The organism is Pacificimonas pallii (assembly GCF_019204005.1).
In the GTDB taxonomy this organism is placed as follows: domain Bacteria; phylum Pseudomonadota; class Alphaproteobacteria; order Sphingomonadales; family Sphingomonadaceae; genus Pacificimonas; species Pacificimonas pallii.
On sequence record NZ_JAGSPA010000001.1, the window covers coordinates 405,188 to 425,085 of the forward strand.

General features: G+C 62.7%; 17 protein-coding genes. 10 read left to right on the forward strand and 7 right to left on the reverse strand.

What is annotated here, in order from left to right:
* Positions 1–347 precede the first annotated feature (347 nt).
* The 6 genes from KCG44_RS01885 to KCG44_RS01910 all read right to left on the reverse strand — a co-directional run bounded on the left by KCG44_RS01885 (position 348) and on the right by KCG44_RS01910 (position 5,602).
* Positions 348–1,154: a DUF3298 and DUF4163 domain-containing protein gene (locus tag KCG44_RS01885; RefSeq protein WP_218443866.1), complete on the reverse strand. Its 807-nt coding sequence runs from the start codon at positions 1,152–1,154 to the stop codon at positions 348–350.
* A 19-nt stretch (positions 1,155–1,173) separates the two neighbouring features.
* The gene (gene cysS, locus KCG44_RS01890) at positions 1,174–2,511 is read right to left on the reverse strand and encodes a cysteine--tRNA ligase (protein WP_218443867.1); all 1,338 of its coding nucleotides are present in this window, start codon (positions 2,509–2,511) and stop codon (positions 1,174–1,176) included.
* A complete protein-coding gene (locus tag KCG44_RS01895) occupies positions 2,508–3,098 on the reverse strand; it encodes a CvpA family protein (RefSeq protein WP_218443869.1) in 591 nt (196 codons plus the stop codon). The genes cysS and KCG44_RS01895 overlap by 4 nt, the downstream gene beginning before the upstream one ends.
* A gap of 249 nt (positions 3,099–3,347) precedes the next feature.
* Positions 3,348–4,088, reverse strand: a complete 741-nt coding sequence (locus KCG44_RS01900) for an alpha/beta fold hydrolase (protein WP_218443870.1) — start codon at positions 4,086–4,088, stop codon at positions 3,348–3,350.
* Positions 4,089–4,095: 7 nt separating this feature from the next.
* Entirely contained in the window at positions 4,096–4,962 is an 867-nt protein-coding gene (gene galU / locus KCG44_RS01905; protein WP_255536255.1) for a UTP--glucose-1-phosphate uridylyltransferase GalU, read from the reverse strand.
* Positions 4,963–5,032: 70 nt separating this feature from the next.
* Positions 5,033–5,602, reverse strand: coding sequence for a TlpA family protein disulfide reductase (locus KCG44_RS01910; RefSeq protein ID WP_218443872.1), 570 nt, complete (start codon positions 5,600–5,602; stop codon positions 5,033–5,035).
* Between KCG44_RS01910 and argH the strand changes: the two genes are divergently transcribed.
* The 10 genes from argH to KCG44_RS01960 all read left to right on the forward strand — a co-directional run bounded on the left by argH (position 5,601) and on the right by KCG44_RS01960 (position 18,412).
* Complete coding sequence (gene argH, locus KCG44_RS01915; protein WP_218443873.1) at positions 5,601–6,986, forward strand: argininosuccinate lyase; 1,386 nt, start codon at positions 5,601–5,603, stop codon at positions 6,984–6,986. The two genes, KCG44_RS01910 and argH, sit on opposite strands and share 2 nt — an antisense overlap.
* A gap of 20 nt (positions 6,987–7,006) precedes the next feature.
* A complete protein-coding gene (locus KCG44_RS01920) occupies positions 7,007–7,252 on the forward strand; it encodes a hypothetical protein (protein WP_218443875.1) in 246 nt (81 codons plus the stop codon).
* A gap of 12 nt (positions 7,253–7,264) precedes the next feature.
* Complete coding sequence (gene lysA, locus KCG44_RS01925) at positions 7,265–8,551, forward strand: diaminopimelate decarboxylase (RefSeq protein ID WP_218443876.1); 1,287 nt, start codon at positions 7,265–7,267, stop codon at positions 8,549–8,551.
* Positions 8,552–8,558: 7 nt separating this feature from the next.
* Entirely contained in the window at positions 8,559–10,934 is a 2,376-nt protein-coding gene (locus tag KCG44_RS01930; protein WP_218443877.1) for a DUF4175 family protein, read from the forward strand.
* A 479-nt stretch (positions 10,935–11,413) separates the two neighbouring features.
* The gene (locus tag KCG44_RS01935; RefSeq protein ID WP_255536325.1) at positions 11,414–13,243 is read left to right on the forward strand and encodes a ribonucleoside-diphosphate reductase subunit alpha; all 1,830 of its coding nucleotides are present in this window, start codon (positions 11,414–11,416) and stop codon (positions 13,241–13,243) included.
* On the forward strand, positions 13,244–13,600 hold the full coding sequence (locus tag KCG44_RS01940) for a hypothetical protein (protein WP_218443880.1): 357 nt from the start codon (positions 13,244–13,246) through the stop codon (positions 13,598–13,600).
* A gap of 14 nt (positions 13,601–13,614) precedes the next feature.
* Complete coding sequence (locus KCG44_RS01945) at positions 13,615–14,652, forward strand: ribonucleotide-diphosphate reductase subunit beta (protein WP_218443881.1); 1,038 nt, start codon at positions 13,615–13,617, stop codon at positions 14,650–14,652.
* Between the two features lie 268 nt (positions 14,653–14,920).
* The gene (locus KCG44_RS01950; RefSeq protein ID WP_218443882.1) at positions 14,921–15,859 is read left to right on the forward strand and encodes a toll/interleukin-1 receptor domain-containing protein; all 939 of its coding nucleotides are present in this window, start codon (positions 14,921–14,923) and stop codon (positions 15,857–15,859) included.
* A gap of 371 nt (positions 15,860–16,230) precedes the next feature.
* Positions 16,231–16,593, forward strand: a complete 363-nt coding sequence (locus tag KCG44_RS01955) for a DNA cytosine methyltransferase (protein ID WP_255536256.1) — start codon at positions 16,231–16,233, stop codon at positions 16,591–16,593.
* 262 nt (positions 16,594–16,855) lie between these two features.
* Complete coding sequence (locus KCG44_RS01960) at positions 16,856–18,412, forward strand: leucyl aminopeptidase family protein (RefSeq protein WP_218443884.1); 1,557 nt, start codon at positions 16,856–16,858, stop codon at positions 18,410–18,412.
* 29 nt (positions 18,413–18,441) lie between these two features.
* Here the strand turns inward: KCG44_RS01960 and KCG44_RS01965 are convergent, their stop codons facing one another.
* Complete coding sequence (locus KCG44_RS01965; protein WP_218443885.1) at positions 18,442–19,773, reverse strand: hypothetical protein; 1,332 nt, start codon at positions 19,771–19,773, stop codon at positions 18,442–18,444.
* Positions 19,774–19,898: the final 125 nt, after the last annotated feature.

The window sequence follows — 19,898 nt, forward strand, 5'->3', positions numbered from 1 at the left end:
GCAGCACCCCGTCCAACAATGCGCGCCCTTTCACCCTCCATCACCCTCGCAAACGCGTGATTCCGGGGTAAAGTTGGCTGGTCATGTCGGCAGTTTTTTTGAGACCCGTCACCCCGGCGCAGGCCGGGGTACATCTTTTGAGTCTGCGCCCTGGTTCTGTCGCACGAGATGGATACGGGCCTGCGCCGGTATGACGTGTGTTGATTTGGGTGCAATCCCCCAAACCCGATCATCCTGAGCGCAGTCGAAGGACGCACTGATGGTTTTGCGGCAGCCTGCATGCGTCCCTCGACGACGCTCGGGATGATGAATTTGGTAGCGTTGCAGCCGGGCGCTGAGCCCGCCTACTATCCCTGAAACCGCGCCTTCAACGCAGCGCGCACGGCATCGTCGAAGTCCACCTCAACTTCATACGCGCCCTCGGCGTAAGGCCCCGCCGCATAAGGCGAGAACAGCACGGTGATACCTTCGGGCGCCATACCGCGCGGGCCGCGCAGGGCGATGTGCTGCGCGGCAAGGTCGGGGCACGTGCCAAATTCACCGTCAAGCGCCGCGCCGCCGCGCCGCTCGGCGCGCATGTCATCAAGTTTCGCGCAATATGCCGCCGACAGCGCATCGCGCACTTCGGGCCAGTTGACGAACAGGTCAGGCAGGGACACCTGCCGATCGTCCCGCCGGTCCCAGATGATGCTTTCCAGCGTATGATTGGGGTGCGCACCGCCGGTATCGCTGAAGATTTCGGTCCTTATGTTCAGCAGCGCCCGGTTTTCAAAAACCGTCTCGAACATCTGATCGTGCGCGACCGGTATCGCCTCCAGCCCCGCCTCGGTACGGGCCTGCGCGGTCTCGCGCGCGGTGGTTTCAAGCGCCGCCTTATCGCGCAGCGCCGCCGCGCGCAGCCGCGCGAACAGCGTCGGATATTCCGCCGCTTCGGGCACCAGCCGCCAGCGGAATTCCAGCGTCGGTGTCTGCTCCGCGATGATCAGGTCAGAGGCAAGCACGGGGGCGTCGCCCACCGTTTCGACTTCGGCGATCGCCGTGCCGGTCTCGTCCGCCGCCGGGTCCGCATTCTGTCCGCACGCCGCCAGCAGGAACATCGCGCCGAGCGCTGGTCCAAGCAGCGCCGCCGCGCCTGTCAGGTTTCCTATACGCATGCTTCTTCCGAACCGCCCCTTATGCCCGCCGCCAGATCGTGCCCTGCGGCCCGTCCTCCAATATAATGCCCTCGGCGGCAAGCTCGTCGCGGATACGGTCCGCCGCCGCCCAGTCCTTCGCCGCTTTTGCCGCATTGCGCTGCGCCACCCGGGCGTCGATATCGCCGCGATCACCTTCGCCCGCACGCCACGCCGCCGGATCGTCCTGTAACAGGCCAAGAAGACCCGCACTTGCCCGCAGCCCCGCGATATCGCCCGCGCTCGCCAGTTCAGACAGGCGCGCCATCGCGGCGGGCGTGCCAAGGTCATTGGCGATCGCGTCGACAACGCCCTCATCCACCGCGTCGCCGTCGACATCACCCGCTGCCCCCTCGATCACGCGGTACCAGCGGTCCAGCGTCGATTTCGCCTGTTTGAGGAGGTCGTCATTCCATTCGAGCGGCTGGCGGTAATGCGCGGTCAGCATGGCCATGCGCACCGTTTCGCCGCGATGCCCCGCCGCCAGCAGCGCATCGACGGTCACGATATTGCCCTCACTTTTCGACATCTTGTCCTTGCCGAATGACAGGAAACCGTTGTGCATCCAGTACCTTGCCAGCGGCGCCCCCTTGTGCGCGCAGCGGCTTTGCGCGGCCTCATTCTCGTGGTGCGGAAAGATCAGGTCCTGTCCGCCGCCGTGAATATCGATGGTCTCGCCCAGATGTTTCGCGATCATCGCGGAGCATTCCAGATGCCAGCCAGGGCGGCCCCGGCCCCATGGCGACGCCCAGCCCGGCTGATGATCGGCGCTCGGCTTCCACATGACGAAATCATGCGCGTTTTTCTTATAGGGCGCGACTTCAACGCGGCTGCCCGCGATCATCTGCTCCAGGTCCCGGTGCGATATCGCGCCATAATCCGTGTCCGCCGCCACATCGAACAGCACATGCCCCTCGGCGGCATAGGCATGGCCGCCCGCAATCAGCGTCTCCATCATCGCGATCATCTCGGCGATGGTTTCCGTCGCGCGCGGGGCAAAGGTCGGCAGCGCGCAGCCCAGCGCCCGCGCATCCGCCTCATACCAGCCTTCCGATTGTGCGGTCACCTGTTCGATCGTGCGGCCCTCGGCATCGGCGCGGGCCATGATCTTGTCATCAATATCGGTATAGTTCCGCGCGGACACCACGACGCCCTTGCCGTAAACGTGCGTCAGCAGACGGCGCAGCACGTCGAACGTCACCTCCGGGCGGAAATTACCGATATGGGCGCGCGAATAGACCGTCGGTCCGCACACATATATGGTGATGCGCCGAGGATCCGCGGGCGTGAACACCCGCTTTTCCTTCATCGCCGTGTCATACACGCTGATCCTGGTCATTCCGTCAGTTCCAGCAGCGCTTCCAGAGCGCCGCGCTCTTCGTCCGTATATCCTTCAGGCGCGGCGTTCCGCGCCGCGTCCTCTTCCGCGCGCATCTCGCGGCGGTCCTCGACGAAGTCCTGCACCTCATGGGACAGCACACCCAGCAGCGGACCCGACCGCGAATCGGCGAACCATTCGGGCCGATCCGCTGGCACCACATCGTAAAGCAGTTGCAGTAGCATCCATGTCAGCGTCGTCAGCAGCAGGCCTTTCACCGCGCCAAACCCGAACCCCAGCACGCGGTCCAGCGGTCCGACAATGCTGTTCTTCACGCGGCCGCCCAGCGCTTTTGCCAGCAGCTTGCCCAGAATGAACACGCCGCCAAACAGCACGGCCACCGACAGCACGGCTGCCGTCGTCTCGCTGTCAACATAGTCCAGAGCCTTTTCGCGCCCCTGATCGAAGAACATGTTGACCGCGATGATTCCCGCGACCCAGGCCAGGATCGACAGGATCTCGCTCACAAAGCCGCGCATGAAGCCCAGGATCGCGAGCAGGCCGATGGCCGCGAAGAAGTAAATGTCGAAGGCGGTGAGGTCTGACATGGTTTCGCTGAGCCAGATAGCGGGATGAAGGGCGAACGCCTAGGGGCAGATGAGGGAAATCAGGCCCCGGACGCGCCTTCCGCCAAAAAGTGGTGGGTATGGGCGATCATATCCGGCCCTGATAACCGGTCTTCAGGACAGGCGGACATCTGGAAGGTGAGCATGTGCGGGACCGTATTGCCGGGCGCGGAAATGAACCATGCCGGCGATTGGATTGCCGCAACGAACTGGCGGCCGCGGCGCGCCTGTTTACCCTGAATAGGGTGCCCAGCTTCCCGCGGGCTGTGCCAGCCGGTTCGCCGTTACGGCCAGCACTTCGTGGCTCCATGCGAGGCCAACATGGCTGGAATCGACGCGCACGGATTCATGCATGTCGCCATTGCCGATCTTCGTGCATTCCGGCGCGACAATGCCGTCGCCGTCCGAATAGATGCTGGTCAGCGGCACGGGCGGCAGGGTTTCAAGGTCGGTTGGCAGCGGCGGACTGTTGACCCAGTGATCGTTCAGCCGCTCGTAAAGCTTCCATGCATTATTGCCGCGCATATCACCGACGCACGGCGTACCCGCCGTCACGACCAGCCGCACATGGTCGGGCTCCAGCTTGGCGACCTCACGCGCGTATAATCCGCCCAGCGACCAGCCGATCATGCTGACCCTGCCGCCGCTTTTGGCCGCGACCGCCTTCAGATGCCGCCGCATTTCAGGCAGCATTCCCGCGCGCAGCCCCAGATTCTGTCCCTGACCCCAGCCATAGACATCGTAATTCAGCTTCGCGAGCCGCCGTCTGAGCAGGAACGTCGTCGTGTCCGCCGCCATGAAGCCGGGATAGACGATCACACCGTGGCCGTCGCCGCGCGGCAGTTCATGCGTTCGGTCGCTCATCAGAAAACGCGCGAATTCGCCGACCGCGCGCACCTCCATCAGATACTGGCTGAGCGGCGGCGGTTCGACCTTTCGGCGTTCGGTGCGAGGGGAGAGGGTGACTGTCATAAGACCGTCATAACGCGAACTTCCTGATAAATGCATGAACGGCGGGCGCGATGTCCGCGCGCTGCAGCGCAAGGTCGATGGTCGCGTTGACGAAGCCCGCTTTGTCGCCGCAATCGTGCCGTGTCCCCTCGAAGGTAAAGGCATGGAATGGCTGCCTGCCGATCATCGCCGCCATCGCATCGGTCAGCTGGATTTCCCCGCCCGCGCCCACGCCCTGCGTCGCCAGCAATGTCATGACTTCCGGTTGCAGGATATAGCGCCCGGGCAGCATCAGGCTGGACGGCGCATCCTTGGGGTCCGGTTTTTCGACCAGGCCCTTCACTTCGGTCAGCGCCCCCCTGGTCTCGCCCGGGTCGACGATACCGTATTTCCGGGTCTCCTCGCGCGCGACCTCCAGTGCGCAGACGACATTGCCGCCGACCTCTTCATAGGCGGCCATCATCTGCTTCAGGCAGCCCGGCTCGCCGACCAGCAGTTCGTCGGGCAGCAGCACGGCGAACGGCTCGCTGCCCACCACGCTGCGCGCGCACCAGACGGCATGGCCCAGGCCCAGCGGCTCCTGCTGCCGCACGTAAGCGATCCGCCCCGGTCCCAGGCGCGAACCGGACAGCGCCGACTTGTCCTTGCCGCGCGCGTCCATCGTCGCCTCCAGCTCATAGGCGATGTCGAAATGATCCTCGATGGAGGATTTGCCGCGCCCGGTGACGAACACGATCTGCTCGATCCCCGCCTCCAGCGCTTCATCAACGGCATATTGGATGAGCGGCCGGTCAACGACGGGCAGCATCTCCTTGGGGATCGCCTTGGTCGCGGGCAGAAAGCGGGTGCCGAGCCCGGCAACGGGAAATACGGCGGTGCGCACGGGGCGGGGCATAATTCGGTCTCTCCAGAACGGCTCGCAAAGGCCCCTCATAGCCGCGAATATGCGGCGAAAATACGCCTAACTATCCCGCGCCGGGCGTATCGTCCGGCAGCCCGCCCGGCTCGTCCCATTCGCGCGGGCCGCTGACACGCCACAATTCCCGGCCGCCTTCATCATACATGATCGTCAGCGGCAGGCCGACCGCGCCATATGCCCGCGACAGCGCCGCATCCTCATCGGTCAGAACGGTCAGCCGGTCCATTTCGGTCCGCGCGACAAAGCCGCTGATCTTTTCCCAGCCGCCAATGTCCTGGCTGACCGCGACGACGTTCAGCGCATAGCCCTTCTGCGCCGCCAGCCGGTTCAGCGCGGGCAGTTCGGCAACGCACGGCGCGCACCACGTCGCCCACAGGTTCACCAATGTCGGCGTGCCCACAAAACTGGTCAGCGCGGCGGGCCCGCCGCTTTTCCTGAGGAGGGTCGCATCGGGCGCCGTCTCCCCCGCCCGCGAATAGTCGGGCTCGCCGGCCGGCACACCCGGCCTGTCCGTCACGGCTTGCGGCGCCCCGGCCGGGGCACTATCCGCGATGGGAGCGTCACAGGCCGCCATGCTGACCAGCCCGGCCAGAATCAGGAAAGTCGTCCGTGTCATGTCCGATACCTCCAACAAGATGTGGGGCGGCCGGTTCGCCGCCGGTCCGTCCGCCGTCATGCAGGAGATTAATGCCTCAATCGGCGTGGACAAGCGCATGTGGCAAGAAGACATCATGGGCAGCCGCGCGCACGCCGCCATGCTGGCCGCGACAGGCATCCTGTCCGCGGACGACGTCGCCGCCATCGACGCCGGCCTTGCCGAGATCGCCGGGGAGTGGTCCGCCGGCCCGATCGAGGAGGACCTCGCGCTCGAGGACATCCACATGCATGTCGAGGCCCGCCTGAGGGAAAAAATCGGCGAGGCGGCTGGCCGCCTGCACACCGCGCGGTCCCGCAACGATCAGGTCGCCACCGACCTGCGCCTGTGGGTCAGGGGCGCCATTGACCGTCTGGATCAGGGCCTTGCCGCGTTCCAGCGCGCGCTTCTGGTCCGCGCCGAGGAACATGCGGCCAGCGTCATGCCCGGCTTCACGCATTTGCAGTCGGCGCAGCCCGTCACGCTCGGCCATCATCTGATGGCCTATGTCGAAATGGCGCAGCGCGACCGCGGGCGTCTGGCGGACGCGCGCAAGCGCCTCAACAAAAGCCCGCTCGGCGCCGCCGCGCTGGCGGGCACCGGCTTCCCCATCGACCGCGACATGACGGCAAGGGCGCTCGGGTTCGACGCGCCCTGCGCCAACAGTCTCGATGCCGTCAGCGACCGGGACTTCGCCCTCGAATTCCTGACTTCCTGCATGCAGGCGGGCCTGCATCTTTCCCGTCTGGCCGAGGAAGTCGTCATCTGGGCATCGCAGCCCTGGGGGTTCGTCAAGCTGCCGGACGCCTATTCCACCGGCAGTTCGATCATGCCGCAAAAACGCAACCCCGATGCCGCCGAGCTTGTCCGCGCGAAATCCGGCCTGTTCCTCGGCGCGCTCACCCGCCTCGCCACCGTGATGAAGGGGCTTCCGCTCGCTTATTCAAAGGATATGCAGGAGGACAAGACGCCCGTGTTCGATGCCTATGACACGCTCGCGCTTTCCCTTGCCGCGATGACGGGCATGATCGAGGGGCTTGGCTTTCACACCGATCGCATGAAGGCGGCGGCGGCAGGCGGGCACTCGACCGCCACGGACCTTGCCGACTGGCTGGTCCGCGAAGCGGGCGTCCCGTTCCGCGACGCGCATCACATCACCGGCCGCGCCGTCGCCCTGGCGGAGACGCGCGGATGCCTGCTCGCCGACCTTGCCATTGACGACCTGACGGCCATCGATGCGCGCATTGGTCCTGGTGTTTTCGACGTCCTGACGGTGGACGCATCGGTCGCCAGCCGTAAGAGTTTCGGCGGCACGGCGCCGGATCAGGTCCGCGCGCGCATCGCGGCCATGAGGGCAGAGATATGACAGGCGGGGATCGGTACATAATGATAAATCCGGCACGAACAGCGGCGGTCGCCGCTGCCCTTGCGCTGGCCGCATGCGGTTCCGCAGGCCCGCTGAAATGGCCGGAAGGCGGCCCGCCGCCGCCAAAGACCGGTACGGAAACGGCCGCGACGCCCACAGAGATGCTCGATCCGCCGCCGCAGGCCGCGCCCGTGCGCGTCGATGATCCGGTGCGGAGCGGCAAGCCGCGGTCGGAAGACCCCTTTGATTTGCCGCCCGGCGGCTGAGGACACACCCATATGGACCATTTTCAATATCGTGACGGCGTTCTTCACGCCGAGGATGTCAGCCTGGAAGCGCTGGCAGCCGAGGTCGGCACGCCGTTCTACTGCTATTCCACCGCCACGCTCGAGCGCCATTTCGATGTCTTTCAAAAGGCGGTCTCACCCCCCATAGCGGGCGGGACCGCACCGCTGATCGCCTATGCGGTGAAGGCCAATCCCAACCAGGCCGTGATCGCCACACTCGCCCGGAAAGGCGCGGGCGCGGATGTCGTCTCCGTCGGCGAGCTGAAGCGCGCCCTGGCCGCCGGTATCCCCGCCAGCCGCATCGTCTTTTCCGGCGTCGGCAAGACCCGCGAAGAAATGCAGGCGGCCCTTGCCGAGGACATTTTCCAGTTCAATGTGGAATCGCATGCGGAGGCGGAGCTGCTTTCCGAAACCGCCGCCGCCATGGGAAAGGTCGCCAAGGTCGCGTTCCGCGTGAATCCGGACGTGGACGCGGGCACGCACGCCAAAATCTCCACGGGCCGGGCAGAGAACAAATTCGGCATTGCCATCGACACCGCCCCTGCCGCCTTCGCCCGCGCGAAGACGCTGCCGGGTATCGAGGCGGTCGGCGTCGCCGTCCATATCGGCAGCCAGCTGACCGACCTCGCCCCGCTTGAGCGGGCCTTCACCCGCGTCGGCGAGCTGATCGCGAACCTGCGCGCGGGCGGCCACGCCATCTCGCGCGCCGACCTTGGCGGCGGCCTTGGCGTCCCCTATCTCTCCGATCAGCCCGACCCGCCCAGCCCGGCATCATATGGCGAAATGATGGCGCGCGTCACGAAAGACTGGGACGTGTGCCTGACCTTCGAGCCTGGGCGGCTGATCACCGGCAATGCCGGTATCCTCGTCAGCCGCGTGGTCCGGCTGAAAGAGGGCAAGGAACGCTGCTTCGTGATCATCGATGCCGCCATGAACGACCTGATACGGCCCAGCCTCTATGACGCCTGGCATGACATTCAGGCGGTGCGGCCGCGCGGGAATGAACAGATGCGGGCCGATGTCGTCGGCCCGGTATGCGAAACCGGCGATACCTTCGCGGAACAGCGCGACATGGCGCGGCTCGAAGCCGGCGATCTGATGGTGTTCCGCACCGCGGGCGCCTACAGTGCCACCATGGCCAACAGCTATAATAGCCGCCTGCTGACGCCCGAAGTCATGGTATCCGGCGATCGCTGGGCGCAGATCCGGGCACGGCCGACATATGAGCAGCTGATCGCGCAGGACACTGTGCCCGACTGGCTGAATCAGGAGGAATAGACGAACCATGACCGCCCAGCCGCAGCATGGCGGTTTGACATTGGCGGCCATCAACCGGCTGCCGCTGGCGGGCGCGCTCATCTGGCTGGAACGCGGGCTGGCCGCCGAGCTTGGCTGGGTGCTCACGGCATGGACCGCATTTTTCGCCTTCAGCCTGATGGGCATGGCGGATATTCTGCCCGGCCAGATACGCCTTGCCATCTATGCGTGTCTGATCGTCGGCAGCATCGCCGCCCTGATCCGCTACACTGTGCGTGCGCCGCTGCCGCGCCGCGGTCAGATCCTCGCCCGGCTGGAAACAGGCGGGGCGCTGCCGCGCGGCACGATCAGTTTCACCGACTCCCGGCCCGCCGCGCTTGACGGCGATGTGGCGGAGGCGCTGTGGCGACGCGCACGCGCCGACGCGCTGGCGAAAAAGCCGCGTATCGGCCTGCCGCGACTCGCGCTTCCGCCCGCTTTGCTCATCGCCCTCATCAGCGCCGCGGTGCTGCTTTTCGCGGGCATCGCGGTGGCGGGCCGGGACGCCCCCGAACGCCTCGCCGCCGGTTTGTCGCCTTATGCCGTCCCTGCGGGGGATTTCACGTTCCAGCTTGAGATCACGCCGCCCGATCACGCCGTCATCCCGCCGCGCGCGGTGACCATCGCCGGCGATACGCGCACCGCATTCGATATGCTGGCGGGGGGACGCATGGACCTCGTGACCGCCCATGACGTGTCTCTCGTGAGCCCGCGCGGGCGGCGTCACGGCAAGAGCGTCCGGCCCGCGCGCGGCGGCATCTGGCGTATCGAGGCGCAGGGCCGCGCGCTTGCCGAGATCGACATCTCCCTTGCCGCCGACGGCATCCCGGAAATCCGCTTCGAGGGCAGCCCGGTGCAGACATCCACAGGCGCGCTCAGGCTGGGTTACCGCCTTACCGATGATCATGGTGCGTCCAGCCTGTTCCTGCGCGTCGAAGGCGGCGGGGCACCGGTGCGGCTGGTCGATCTTGAAACGCTGGTCCCGGCGGGCAGCGGCCAGCTGTTCGCGGACCTGACGTCCGACGTGCGCGCGGGCGCAGAGGCGCGGTTGACGCTGATCGCGCGCGATGGTGCGGGCAATGAGGGGCGTTCCCGGCCCCTTCTCGTGACGCTCCCCCTTCGCGCCTTCACCAATGATGTCGCGGCGCAGATCATCGCGATCCGCAAGGCGCTGCTGGAGGGCGCGGATCGCAATGGCGTGGTCGAAGACCTTGCCGTCATCGCCGCCAGCCCGGACCGGTTCGATGACCGGTTCGACACCTTTGCGGGCCTGCGCGCGGCATCGTGGCGCCTGCTGCGCGGGCGTGAGGCGCAGCGCCGCGCCGAAGCCGCACGGATCCTCTGGGATACGGCGCTCGACCTTGAAGACGGCGGGGCCAGCCGCGCGATGGATGACCTGCGCGCCGTCCTCGACCGGTTGATGCGGGAAGCCGGGTCCGCCGATGATTCATCCCTCGCCGCCCTGATGGCACAGCTGGAAAGCGCCATGGGGGACTATATCCAGCGCCAGATCGAGGCCGCGCTCGCCAATGGCGAACTTCCGTCCGCCGAGGCGCTGCGGGACATGTCCGGGCAGATGACAGGCGCGGACATGAATATGGACGTGGACATGAATTTCCTCGGTGCCATGATGGCCGACCTGAAGGACCGGCTCGCCGCGGGCGATACCGAGGGCGCGATGCAGGCGCTTGCCAATGTGCGCAGCCTGATGGAATCGCTTCAGTTCGGCCCGGCCGCGCCCGACCCCGAAGCGCAGAGGCGCGCCGAACAGGCCCGCGCGCTGGCGAATGACATGCAGGCGCTGCGTGACGCACAGGCCGACCTTCGCGACGAAACCCTGGCGGAGGCGGTGCGCCAGCAGCTCCGCGGCGGCGACGCGCCGCTTGACGATCTCGCGCGCGGGCAGGACGCCATTGGCGGCCGGCTGGACGAACTGCGTGCGCAGCTGGGCGATCTCGGCGCGGCTGTCCCGGCCGAACTCGATGAAACCCTGGATGAGGCGCGCGCGGCCATGCGCGCGGCGGCCGATGCGCTCGCACGCGGCGGAAATCCCATCGCGGCTGCGCAGGCGCAGACCCTCGCGCTTGAAAAATTATCGCAGGCCGGTCAGCAGGCCGATGCCGCCGCGCAGGCCATGGCGCAGGCGGCGGCGGGCGGCCAGATGCAGCCGGGCGGTTCGGGCAGCGGGCTGGACCCGCTCGGCAGGCCCGGCCGCGGTTTCGGCCAGGGCGAAGTCACGCTGCCCGACGAAAATGAACTACGCCGCGTGCAGGAACTGCGCGCGCTGATCGAGGAACGTGCCGCCGACCCGGCACGCAGCGCTGCCGAACGGGCCTATTATCTGCGCCTGCTGAAGCGCTTCTGACGGCCCTCACATAGGGCGGCGACAGCGCCCGCGCGGGCAAGCGGCCCGCATGGAATTATCGCCGCGCCATGTGCGGGATCGCCGCATCTTTTTTGGAAAAAAGCGCTTGCAGCGACGCGAACGCGTCTACTAGGGATAGGTGCTGGGATGTGGACGTGCTACTAGGGATGGTGTGATTTCCGGCCTGCGGGCGGATGACGCTCTATCTGTCTCCATGGCAAATTCCGCCCGGATATGGGCTTCTGGCCTGTGAAGAATGGGGATTGTGGGGATAACTTCCGAAACCCTCTCGCACAGGCCCGAAGTGGTGGTTAGCGTGGTCCGTTCCGGCCGTGTTTTTTTGCTTGTCGCGACTCGGTCGCGGGGCGCATGACGGACGGGAACATAAGCGGAACATTTTTAAAGATTTTAGAGGCGGGAGCGTGGCAGTCATGGATTTCAGTAATGTCGATTCGGAACTTTCGGATGCAAATGCGGACATGGTCAGCGAATCGAAACGTGTCCATGAACCCCGCTTTCCCATCAGGATCGACAAGTCGCGCGATGCGAAGCTGACCGTCTTTGGCAGGGAAACGCTGGAGGACCGCTATCTGCTGCCCGGCGAAGGCCCGCAGGACCTGTTCGCCCGCGTTGCCGCCGCCTATGCCGACGATGCGGGCCATGCCCAGCGGCTGTACGATGCGATCTCGAACCTGTGGTTCATGCCCGCCACGCCCGTCCTGTCGAACGGCGGCACCGGCCGCGGCCTGCCCATCTCCTGCTACCTCAACAGCGTTTCGGACAGTCTGAACGGCATTGTCGACACCTGGAACGAGAATGTCTGGCTGGCGTCGAAGGGCGGCGGCATCGGCACCTATTGGGGCAATGTGCGCGGCATCGGCGAGAGCGTCGGCCTCAACGGCAAGACCTCGGGCATCGTCCCCTTCGTGCGTGTCATGGATTCGCTCACGCTCGCGATCAGCCAGGGCAGCCTGCGCCGCGGTTCCGCCGCCTGCTATCTCGACGTCTGCCATCCGGAGATCGAGGAATTCCTCGAGATCCGCAAGCCGTCGGGCGACTTCAACCGCAAGGCGCTGAACCTGCACCACGGCGTCAACCTGACCGACGCCTTCATGGAGGCGGTGCGCGACGGCGATGATTTCGACCTCTTGTCGCCCAAGACCGGGGAAGTCCGCGCGACCGTCAATGCCCGCGCGCTGTTCCAGAAGATCGTCGAGACGCGTCTGGCGACCGGCGAACCCTATATGCTGTTCATCGACCGCGTGAACGAGCAGATGCCGAAGCACCAGCGCGATGCCGGCCTGAAGGTTTCCACATCCAATCTATGTTCGGAAATCACGCTCCCAACCGGCGTCGATCAATATGGCGAGGACCGCACGGCCGTCTGCTGCCTGTCGTCACTCAATCTCGACATGTGGGACGCCTGGTCGAAGGAGGACGGCTTTATCGAGGATGTCATGCGCTTCCTCGATAATGTCCTGTCCGACTATATCGAACGCGCGCCCGACGAAATGGCCCGCGCGAAATACAGCGCCGAGCGTGAGCGTTCGGTGGGCCTTGGCGTCATGGGCTATCACAGCTTCCTGCAGGAACGCTCGATCCCCTTTGAATCCGCGCTGGCCAAGTCCTGGAACCTGAAGATCTTCAAGCATATCCGCGCGCAGGCCGACACCGCATCCATGATGCTGGCAAAGGAGCGCGGCGCCTGCCCCGACGCCGCCGACATGGGCACCATGGAACGGTTCAGCTGCAAGATGGCGATCGCGCCCACCGCGTCGATCAGCATCATCTGCGGCGGCACCTCCGCCTGCATCGAGCCCATCCCGGCGAACATCTATACGCACAAGACGCTGTCCGGATCGTTCACAGTGAAGAACCCGCATCTTGAGGCGCTGCTCACCGAAAAGAGCATGAACGCCGAGAAAATCTGGAATTCCATCCTCGAGCGCGGCGGCAGTGTCCAGCATCTCGACTTCCTGTCGGATGATGAGAAGGCGACCTTCAAGACCGCCTTCGAAATCGACCAGCGCTGGCTCCTCGAGCTGGCCGGCGACCGCACGCCCTATATCGACCAGTCGCAGTCCCTCAACCTCTACATCCCCGCCGATGTGGAAAAATGGGACCTCCTCATGCTGCATTACCGCGCCTGGGAACTCGGCATCAAATCGCTCTATTATCTAAGGTCGAAATCGGTGCAGCGCGCCGGCTTCGTCGGCGGCGTGGAGGCGGACAACACCGCCGACGCGAAAACCATCGACCTGACCATGCCGGAAACCACGGATTATGACGAATGTCTGGCGTGTCAGTAAATGTTTGCGATTTTTCTGACGGGTGCAGCAGTCTGTTTTGCGCTCATATACAAGGTTGCGGTTCGGAAAGCTGACATCGCAATTCTTGGCGGCACAGGCATAATTCTTGGACTGACTGGAATTGGTACACTCATCCAGACTGTTTTCGGCTACGATACGCTATTGCGAGATTTGGTTTGGGCATTCACATTTAGCGCTACGGACGTCTATCCTCTGGCGCTGATCTGCCTGATCCGCTCATTTTTTCGCGGCATTGGTCACAAGCTGCGCATCGCTTACATCATCGGGTTTCTACTTATGGCTAGCCCGTTCATTCTTTTGACGATTTTCGGCGTCGCAATGACGCTCAACAGCTAGGCAGGAGACTCGCTATGTCACTTTTGGAATCCCGCAAGACCTACAAGCCGTTCCAATACCCCTGGGCCTACGACTTCTGGAAGCGTCAGCAGCAGATCCACTGGATGCCCGAGGAAGTGCCGCTGGGCGAGGATTGCCGCGACTGGGCGCAGAAGCTGTCGGAGCATGAGCGCAGCCTGCTGACGCAGATTTTCCGCTTCTTCACTCAGGCGGATGTCGAGGTGCAGGATTGCTATCACGACAAATATGGCCGCGTCTTCAAACCCACCGAGGTGAAGATGATGCTGACGGCGTTTTCCAACATGGAAACCGTCCACATCGCCGCTTATTCGCACCTCCTCGACACCATCGGCATGCCGGAATCCGAATATTCCGCGTTCATGGAATATGAGGCGATGGCCGACAAGCATAATTACATGCAGAAGTTCAGCGTCGATACGGACGAGGATATCGCCCGCACGCTCGCCATGTTCGGCGGCTTTACCGAGGGGCTGCAGCTGTTCGCCAGTTTCGCGATGCTGATGAACTTCCCGCGTTTCAACAAGATGAAGGGCATGGGCCAGATCGTCAGCTGGTCGGTCCGCGACGAGACCCTGCACTGCGAGGGCATCATCCGCCTGTTCCACGCTTTCTGCGAGGAGCGCCAGTGCCTGACCAAGGCGGTCAAATCCGACATTCGCGACATCTGCCACCACACGGTCGACCTGGAGGACGCCTTCATCGACCTCGCCTTTGAAATGGGCCCAGTGAACGGCATGACCGCGGGCGAGATCAAGAAATATATCCGCTACATCGCCGACTGGCGCCTCGGCCAGCTCGGCCTCAAACCCATCTACATGATCACCGAACACCCGCTCCCCTGGCTCACGGAGATCCTGAACGGCGTCGAACACGCCAATTTCTTCGAAGCCCGCGCAACCGAATATTCCAAGGCCGCCACAAAGGGCGACTGGGGCGACGTCTGGTCAAGCTTCGACAAGCGCAAGGGCGTGAAGCCGGTCGCCGCGAACGAAGAGGATGAGCCGGGGTTCTTGGAAACGGCGGCGGAATGATGGGTCTATTACTTTTCAACGAATGCGAACGTTGTGAAAGCACGGGCACTTGGACGCCGCCTATGGAAAAGCGGGGAAATTCAATGACTATGCACAGTCCACGAACTTGCCCTGATTGCGATGGTCTTGGAGCATTAACTACTGACGATGGTAAGCATGTTGTCGACTTAATGCGACGGGTGAGACGTTCTGGGCGATAATAACGTTTGGAACAGAATGGAACATATGGTAATCATAACAGAAACAAATTGACTGGAAATTTCCTCATATGGCTCAGAAAGTATTCATATCGTACGCTCATGCTGATGGGAGTTTTCTAGAGAAGCTACATAAGCATTTAGCTCAACTGGTCCGTGAAGGCACAATATCCGAATGGCAAGATAAAGAAATTTCAGCTGGAGATAAGTTCGACGATGAGATTTCGGATAACTTAGAGAAAGCAGATATCTTTCTTGCTTGCGCTAGCCCGGATTGGATCGCTTCTGAATATGTTTACGAAAAAGAATTAAAAGTTGCGCTGAATTTAGAATCGGAAGGAAATATCATTATCATTCCGGTAATTTTTCGTCCTTGTGACTGGCAATCAACATCGTTGCGTAAGTTTAAGGCGATACCGAAAGACGGAAAGCCGGTTACAGAATTTATAAACGAAGACGTTGCCTTTTTAGACATTGTTGCAGAAATTAGAAAGCTAGTAAATTCAAATACTACACCTATTGAAACTAAATCGGCTGTGAGCTCCGACCAAACATCATCTTCAGGCCAGCCGTCAAGGTATAGGGTTAGGCGTGAATTTGATGAAATCCACAAACGAGATTTTGTAGAAAACGCATATTTGGAAATATATCGATTTTTTGAATCATCGGCAGCAGAGATAGCCACTGTGGACGATATTGAAGTCCGACTTTCGCCAGTTGAAGGAAATTCGTTTTCTTGCACGATCGTAAATCGTGGCATTCGCCGTGGTTTTGAGACGATAAACGTTCGCAAGGGCGGAATGTTTGGTGCTATAGATTTGATATTTGGAGAGAACCCCTCTCTTGGTAGTTCAAATGGTGGATTCGTCGTAGAGGCAGACGAATATCAACTGGGGCTAAAATCGATTATGTTTAACATGACCGGTGACGCACAAGTAGTGAATTCGCGTGAAGCAGCAAAAATGATGTGGGATGAGCTTCTATCAAAAGTCGGAATTGATTATGCCTGAGCCTGCAGGATTTCGATGTGAGGACTGCGGCAAAGGTTTTATGGAGAAAATCCTGACACAGGCTGAAAGAGATGAGTTGCGTAAGCGAAATCTTCAAGGGAGCGCAATTTTGTGTCCAAACTGTGGAAGCATCAGAGTGAACCGGGTTAACCCATGAACTCCATCGAATTCTGTGCCGGGGGGAATTCCGGGGGGAATTCCGGGAATTCCGGGGACACTATACCTAATTTCGGGAATTCCGGGGACACTATACCTAATTTCGATGCGCCAGCCGGTTCACCGTATCTCCGCAGTCGCGAAGCGCTTGCCGCATGGTCTGCGCGCTGCTACGGTCCCCATATATTCTCATCCTGCGCATTATGGATCCCACTATGAACTCCATCGAATTCTGCGCGGGCGGGCAGGCGCTGGGGCTGGAGCAGGCCGGGTTTCGTCATGAAGCGCTGGTTGAGATCGAGCCAGACTTCGCCAGGACCCTGACGCTGAACCGCCCGCACTGGGACGTGCGCGCCGCCGATATGGCGACTTTCGACGGCCGCCCGTTCAAGGGCACGGAGCTGTTCACCGCCGGCCTGCCCTGTCCGCCCTTCTCCGTCGCCGGCAAACAGCTGGGCGAAAATGACGAGCGCAACCTGTTCCCCGCTGCCCTGCGCCTGATGGGCGAAATCCAGCCAAAGGCCGTGATGATCGAAAATGTGTGCGCCACGCTCCGTGCCGCAGGCCACATAAATTAAAAGGCTTCTGCAGGTCAGGGCGCATCCGGTGCGCCCCGCCCCTCCCTTCTCCCCCAATCCCGGACCGCGCCCTGCCAACCCCGCCCATTGCGTCGCCGCGCCCGTGCGCGCGATGACACGCCCCTCCCTTCGACAGGCGGGGAAAACGCCCTGTTGGGGACGCCAGGGCGGGCGAAAATGGACAGGAAATTCCTTTTCTCTGGACTTTTGCACGCCGGCATTCTTTGTCCGTCGCCATGTTTATTCCAGGACCGGAGATCACATGACTCGCTTCCTCGCCAATGCCGCCATCACGATAGTGGCCGTCACCGCGCTTGCCGCCACGCCGGCTGCGGCGGTGGACATTGATTTCTCGGCGGCCGCACTGCCCGGCGCGGGGAAAGTCGTCATGGCCGTCGGCGAGGACGGCGTGCTGTCCGGCGCGGCGGCGTCCGCGGACCGGCAGATGGGCGGCGCGCTCGGCCGGGCCGTTGCCGCCGCCGATTTCGATGGCGAGGCGGGGTCGTCGCTGCCGCTTTACGGCCTGGCGCCCTACGACGCCGTCCTGCTGGTCGGCGTGGGCAAGGGCTTGGCGTCGGGCGCGGATGTACAGGATTTCGGCGGCACGGTCGCGGGCCAGACGGCGGCGTGGCGCGGCGATGTCGCGGTCGCCGTCCCGGATGTCGAGGGGCTCGATGACGAGGCTGCGCACGCCGCCCTAGGCGCCCGTCTTGGCAGCTATGATTTCGGCAAATGGGGCGCGGCAAAGACAGCGGGCGGGGGTGCGAAGGGCGCGGACGCCGCACCGAAGCTGATCTTCCACGGCCCGGGCGAAGCGGCCTTTGCGGGCGACCGCAGGGCCATTGCCGACGGCGTCGCCTTCGCGCGCGATCTTGTCTCCACACCGTCCAATATCAAGACGCCGGAATGGTTTGCCGGACAGGTCGAAAGCGTCTTTGCGGACGTACCGCGGACGAGCGTGCGCGTGCTCGACGTGCCAGAGATGCAGCGGCTGGGCATGGGCGCGCTTGTCGGTGTGGGCCAGGGCTCCGCCCGCCCGCCGCGCCTGGTGGCCGTGCGCTATGACAGCCCGGATTATGATGGCCCGCCGCTCGCCTTTGTGGGCAAGGGGATCACGTTCGACACCGGCGGCATTTCGCTGAAGGGCGGGCGCGGCATGTGGGCGATGCGCGGCGACATGACCGGCGCGGCCACGGCGATGGGCGCGGTGATGGCGCTGGCCAATCGCGGCGCGGCGGTCGACGTCATCGCCGTCGCCGCCCTGGCTGAGAATATGCCCGGCGGCGCGGCGCAGCGCCCCGGCGATGTCGTCACCACCATGAGCGGCAAGACCATCGAAGTGCTGAACACGGATGCGGAGGGCCGCCTGGTGCTGACCGACGGCGTCTGGTGGACACAGCAGACCTACGATCCGCGCCTCGTCGTGTCCGTCGCCACCCTGACCGGCGCCGTCATCAGCGCGCTTGGCGACGATTATGCCGGCGTGTTCACAAAGGATGACGACCTTGCCGCACTGTTCATCGACGCGGGCGAGGTCAGCGGCGAAACCCTGTGGCGGCTGCCCGTGCACGACAACGTGTTCGAGGACATCAAGAGCGATGTCGCCGATGTGAAGAACGTGGTCGAGGGCGGCACTCCCAGCGCGTCGATCGGTGCGGCCTTCATTATGTCATGGGCGCGCGAGGATCAGCCGTTCGTTCACCTCGACATCGCGGGCCAGGATTACACGGACACACCCCGCCCCACCGAACCGAAAGGCTGGACCGCCTTCGGCGTCCGCCTCCTCGACGAAGTCGCCCGGCGTTACGAAACAAAATGACAACAGCGGGTAAAACCCGCGCCTGCATGTCACATATCCCTGTCGTCTTCGGACAGTGCCGAGGGGCTCACCGAATCCGGCTCAGCGCGACTTTGTTCCAGTTTGGGAGCGGGCTTGGCCCATGCCTTCAGATGCTGTCCGACATGTTCGTAAAATGCGGGGACGGCCATTTCGAGTTCATCGATAAATGTACGCCGCTGCGCAAACCTTCCGCCTAGGTCGCATATATGCAGTATTTCGAAACCGGTCAGGGTCATCTTCTCCTTACCCTCGGCAATCAGGTCCGGCTCGTTAAAAAGCGCCACGAGCGATTGTTGCGTTGGCGGCGATGATCCCGGCCATTGCGCGCGCACATAAAGAGACGCGATGTCGTCACTCGGCATTTGTCGCAGCAGCCAGTTCATCCGTGCTCTGTTAGATTTTTTGTCGCCAGGCGCAGTCAGCGACATAGATACTTGAATTGTGCGACGCCTAAGGTCCGCGCATATATTCACGGGACTGGCGGCATCCGGCACTTCCAGTGTCACTTTTAGCCTGTGATCATTGCAGAGTTCTACCCCATCGTTTTTTACTCTGATCTCGGGGTTTTTGATTTCTGCGCGTGTCAGTTTCTGATTCACTGGTGTGCCAAGCTGGCGAGAGAGAATTAGACTAAGATCGCGGCATTCCTGTTGCCAAGCCTCGACGACGTCCGTGACGACATCGCCGCGCTGCATCGCCGCACCTGCCTGTACCGCGTTACAGATATCCGACCACGCTGCCGGCATTTGCGTATAGCTCTGCACACCAGCGCTATCGTGGGAAATAAAGCGAATAAACTCGCGTAATACATATAATTGATCAGCATCATCAACAGCTTCGTTCATAACCAGAAGCTGCGCTTCAGTCAGGATATGCATCCACGAGAAATGGAACAGCTCAACGCCTTTCGGCGCGTTCACTGAGACGGGATGATGATGAGGCACAGCGGAGAACTGATTCGAGATCGTTATTACTGCGTCAATCTTATTAGCCTTGGCAACCGCCAGATAGCGCCCAAGCTGATCGTCATTAAGCTCGTTTTTCCTGACCTTTGCTTCAACCAGCGCAGTCCAGCGGCGTTTCCCAACATCAATTACAATCAGCCCATCGGGACGATCTCTCGATTCGCCCTTTTCGACCTTGAAACTGACTTCAGTATAAGCGCGCAGCCGCGCCGTCGTTCCAATGCGCTGCCCCAGAGGCGCGAGCAGCGCGGCAGCCAAGGGTCTCACATGTGTCAATGTCGACAGAAACACCGACAGGGTCCGGCCCTCGATCGATTTCTCCGACAGGATTGGAAACAAACGCGCGCGTTCTGAGCGGGTTATCGTTTCCGGCATATTTGACATCATCGCCCCCCAGCATCATTCGGTCGCAGCGTCGCGCAGGTCCTGGATTATTGCAACCCGCCCGCGGACTTATCGTGACCATTTCGGCTGCACCAAGCCGTCCGGCATTGCGGACG

Excerpts from the sequence above, each read along its gene's own strand:
- lysA (WP_218443876.1), top strand. The coding sequence starts at position 7,265 with ATGGACCATTTTCAATATCGTGACGGCGTTCTTCACGCCGAGGATGTC.
- KCG44_RS01945 (WP_218443881.1), top strand. The coding sequence starts at position 13,615 with ATGTCACTTTTGGAATCCCGCAAGACCTACAAGCCGTTCCAATACCCC.
- argH (WP_218443873.1), top strand. The coding sequence starts at position 5,601 with ATGTCCGATACCTCCAACAAGATGTGGGGCGGCCGGTTCGCCGCCGGT.
- KCG44_RS01950 (WP_218443882.1), top strand. The coding sequence starts at position 14,921 with ATGGCTCAGAAAGTATTCATATCGTACGCTCATGCTGATGGGAGTTTT.
- KCG44_RS01935 (WP_255536325.1), top strand. The coding sequence starts at position 11,414 with ATGGTCAGCGAATCGAAACGTGTCCATGAACCCCGCTTTCCCATCAGG.
- KCG44_RS01930 (WP_218443877.1), top strand. The coding sequence starts at position 8,559 with ATGACCGCCCAGCCGCAGCATGGCGGTTTGACATTGGCGGCCATCAAC.
- KCG44_RS01955 (WP_255536256.1), top strand. The coding sequence starts at position 16,231 with ATGAACTCCATCGAATTCTGCGCGGGCGGGCAGGCGCTGGGGCTGGAG.
- galU (WP_255536255.1), bottom strand. The coding sequence starts at position 4,962 with ATGCCCCGCCCCGTGCGCACCGCCGTATTTCCCGTTGCCGGGCTCGGC.
- KCG44_RS01910 (WP_218443872.1), bottom strand. The coding sequence starts at position 5,602 with ATGACACGGACGACTTTCCTGATTCTGGCCGGGCTGGTCAGCATGGCG.
- KCG44_RS01885 (WP_218443866.1), bottom strand. The coding sequence starts at position 1,154 with ATGCGTATAGGAAACCTGACAGGCGCGGCGGCGCTGCTTGGACCAGCG.
- KCG44_RS01965 (WP_218443885.1), bottom strand. The coding sequence starts at position 19,773 with ATGCCGGAAACGATAACCCGCTCAGAACGCGCGCGTTTGTTTCCAATC.
- KCG44_RS01940 (WP_218443880.1), top strand. The coding sequence starts at position 13,244 with ATGTTTGCGATTTTTCTGACGGGTGCAGCAGTCTGTTTTGCGCTCATA.
- cysS (WP_218443867.1), bottom strand. The coding sequence starts at position 2,511 with ATGACCAGGATCAGCGTGTATGACACGGCGATGAAGGAAAAGCGGGTG.
- KCG44_RS01900 (WP_218443870.1), bottom strand. The coding sequence starts at position 4,088 with ATGACAGTCACCCTCTCCCCTCGCACCGAACGCCGAAAGGTCGAACCG.
- KCG44_RS01960 (WP_218443884.1), top strand. The coding sequence starts at position 16,856 with ATGACTCGCTTCCTCGCCAATGCCGCCATCACGATAGTGGCCGTCACC.
- KCG44_RS01920 (WP_218443875.1), top strand. The coding sequence starts at position 7,007 with ATGATAAATCCGGCACGAACAGCGGCGGTCGCCGCTGCCCTTGCGCTG.
- KCG44_RS01895 (WP_218443869.1), bottom strand. The coding sequence starts at position 3,098 with ATGTCAGACCTCACCGCCTTCGACATTTACTTCTTCGCGGCCATCGGC.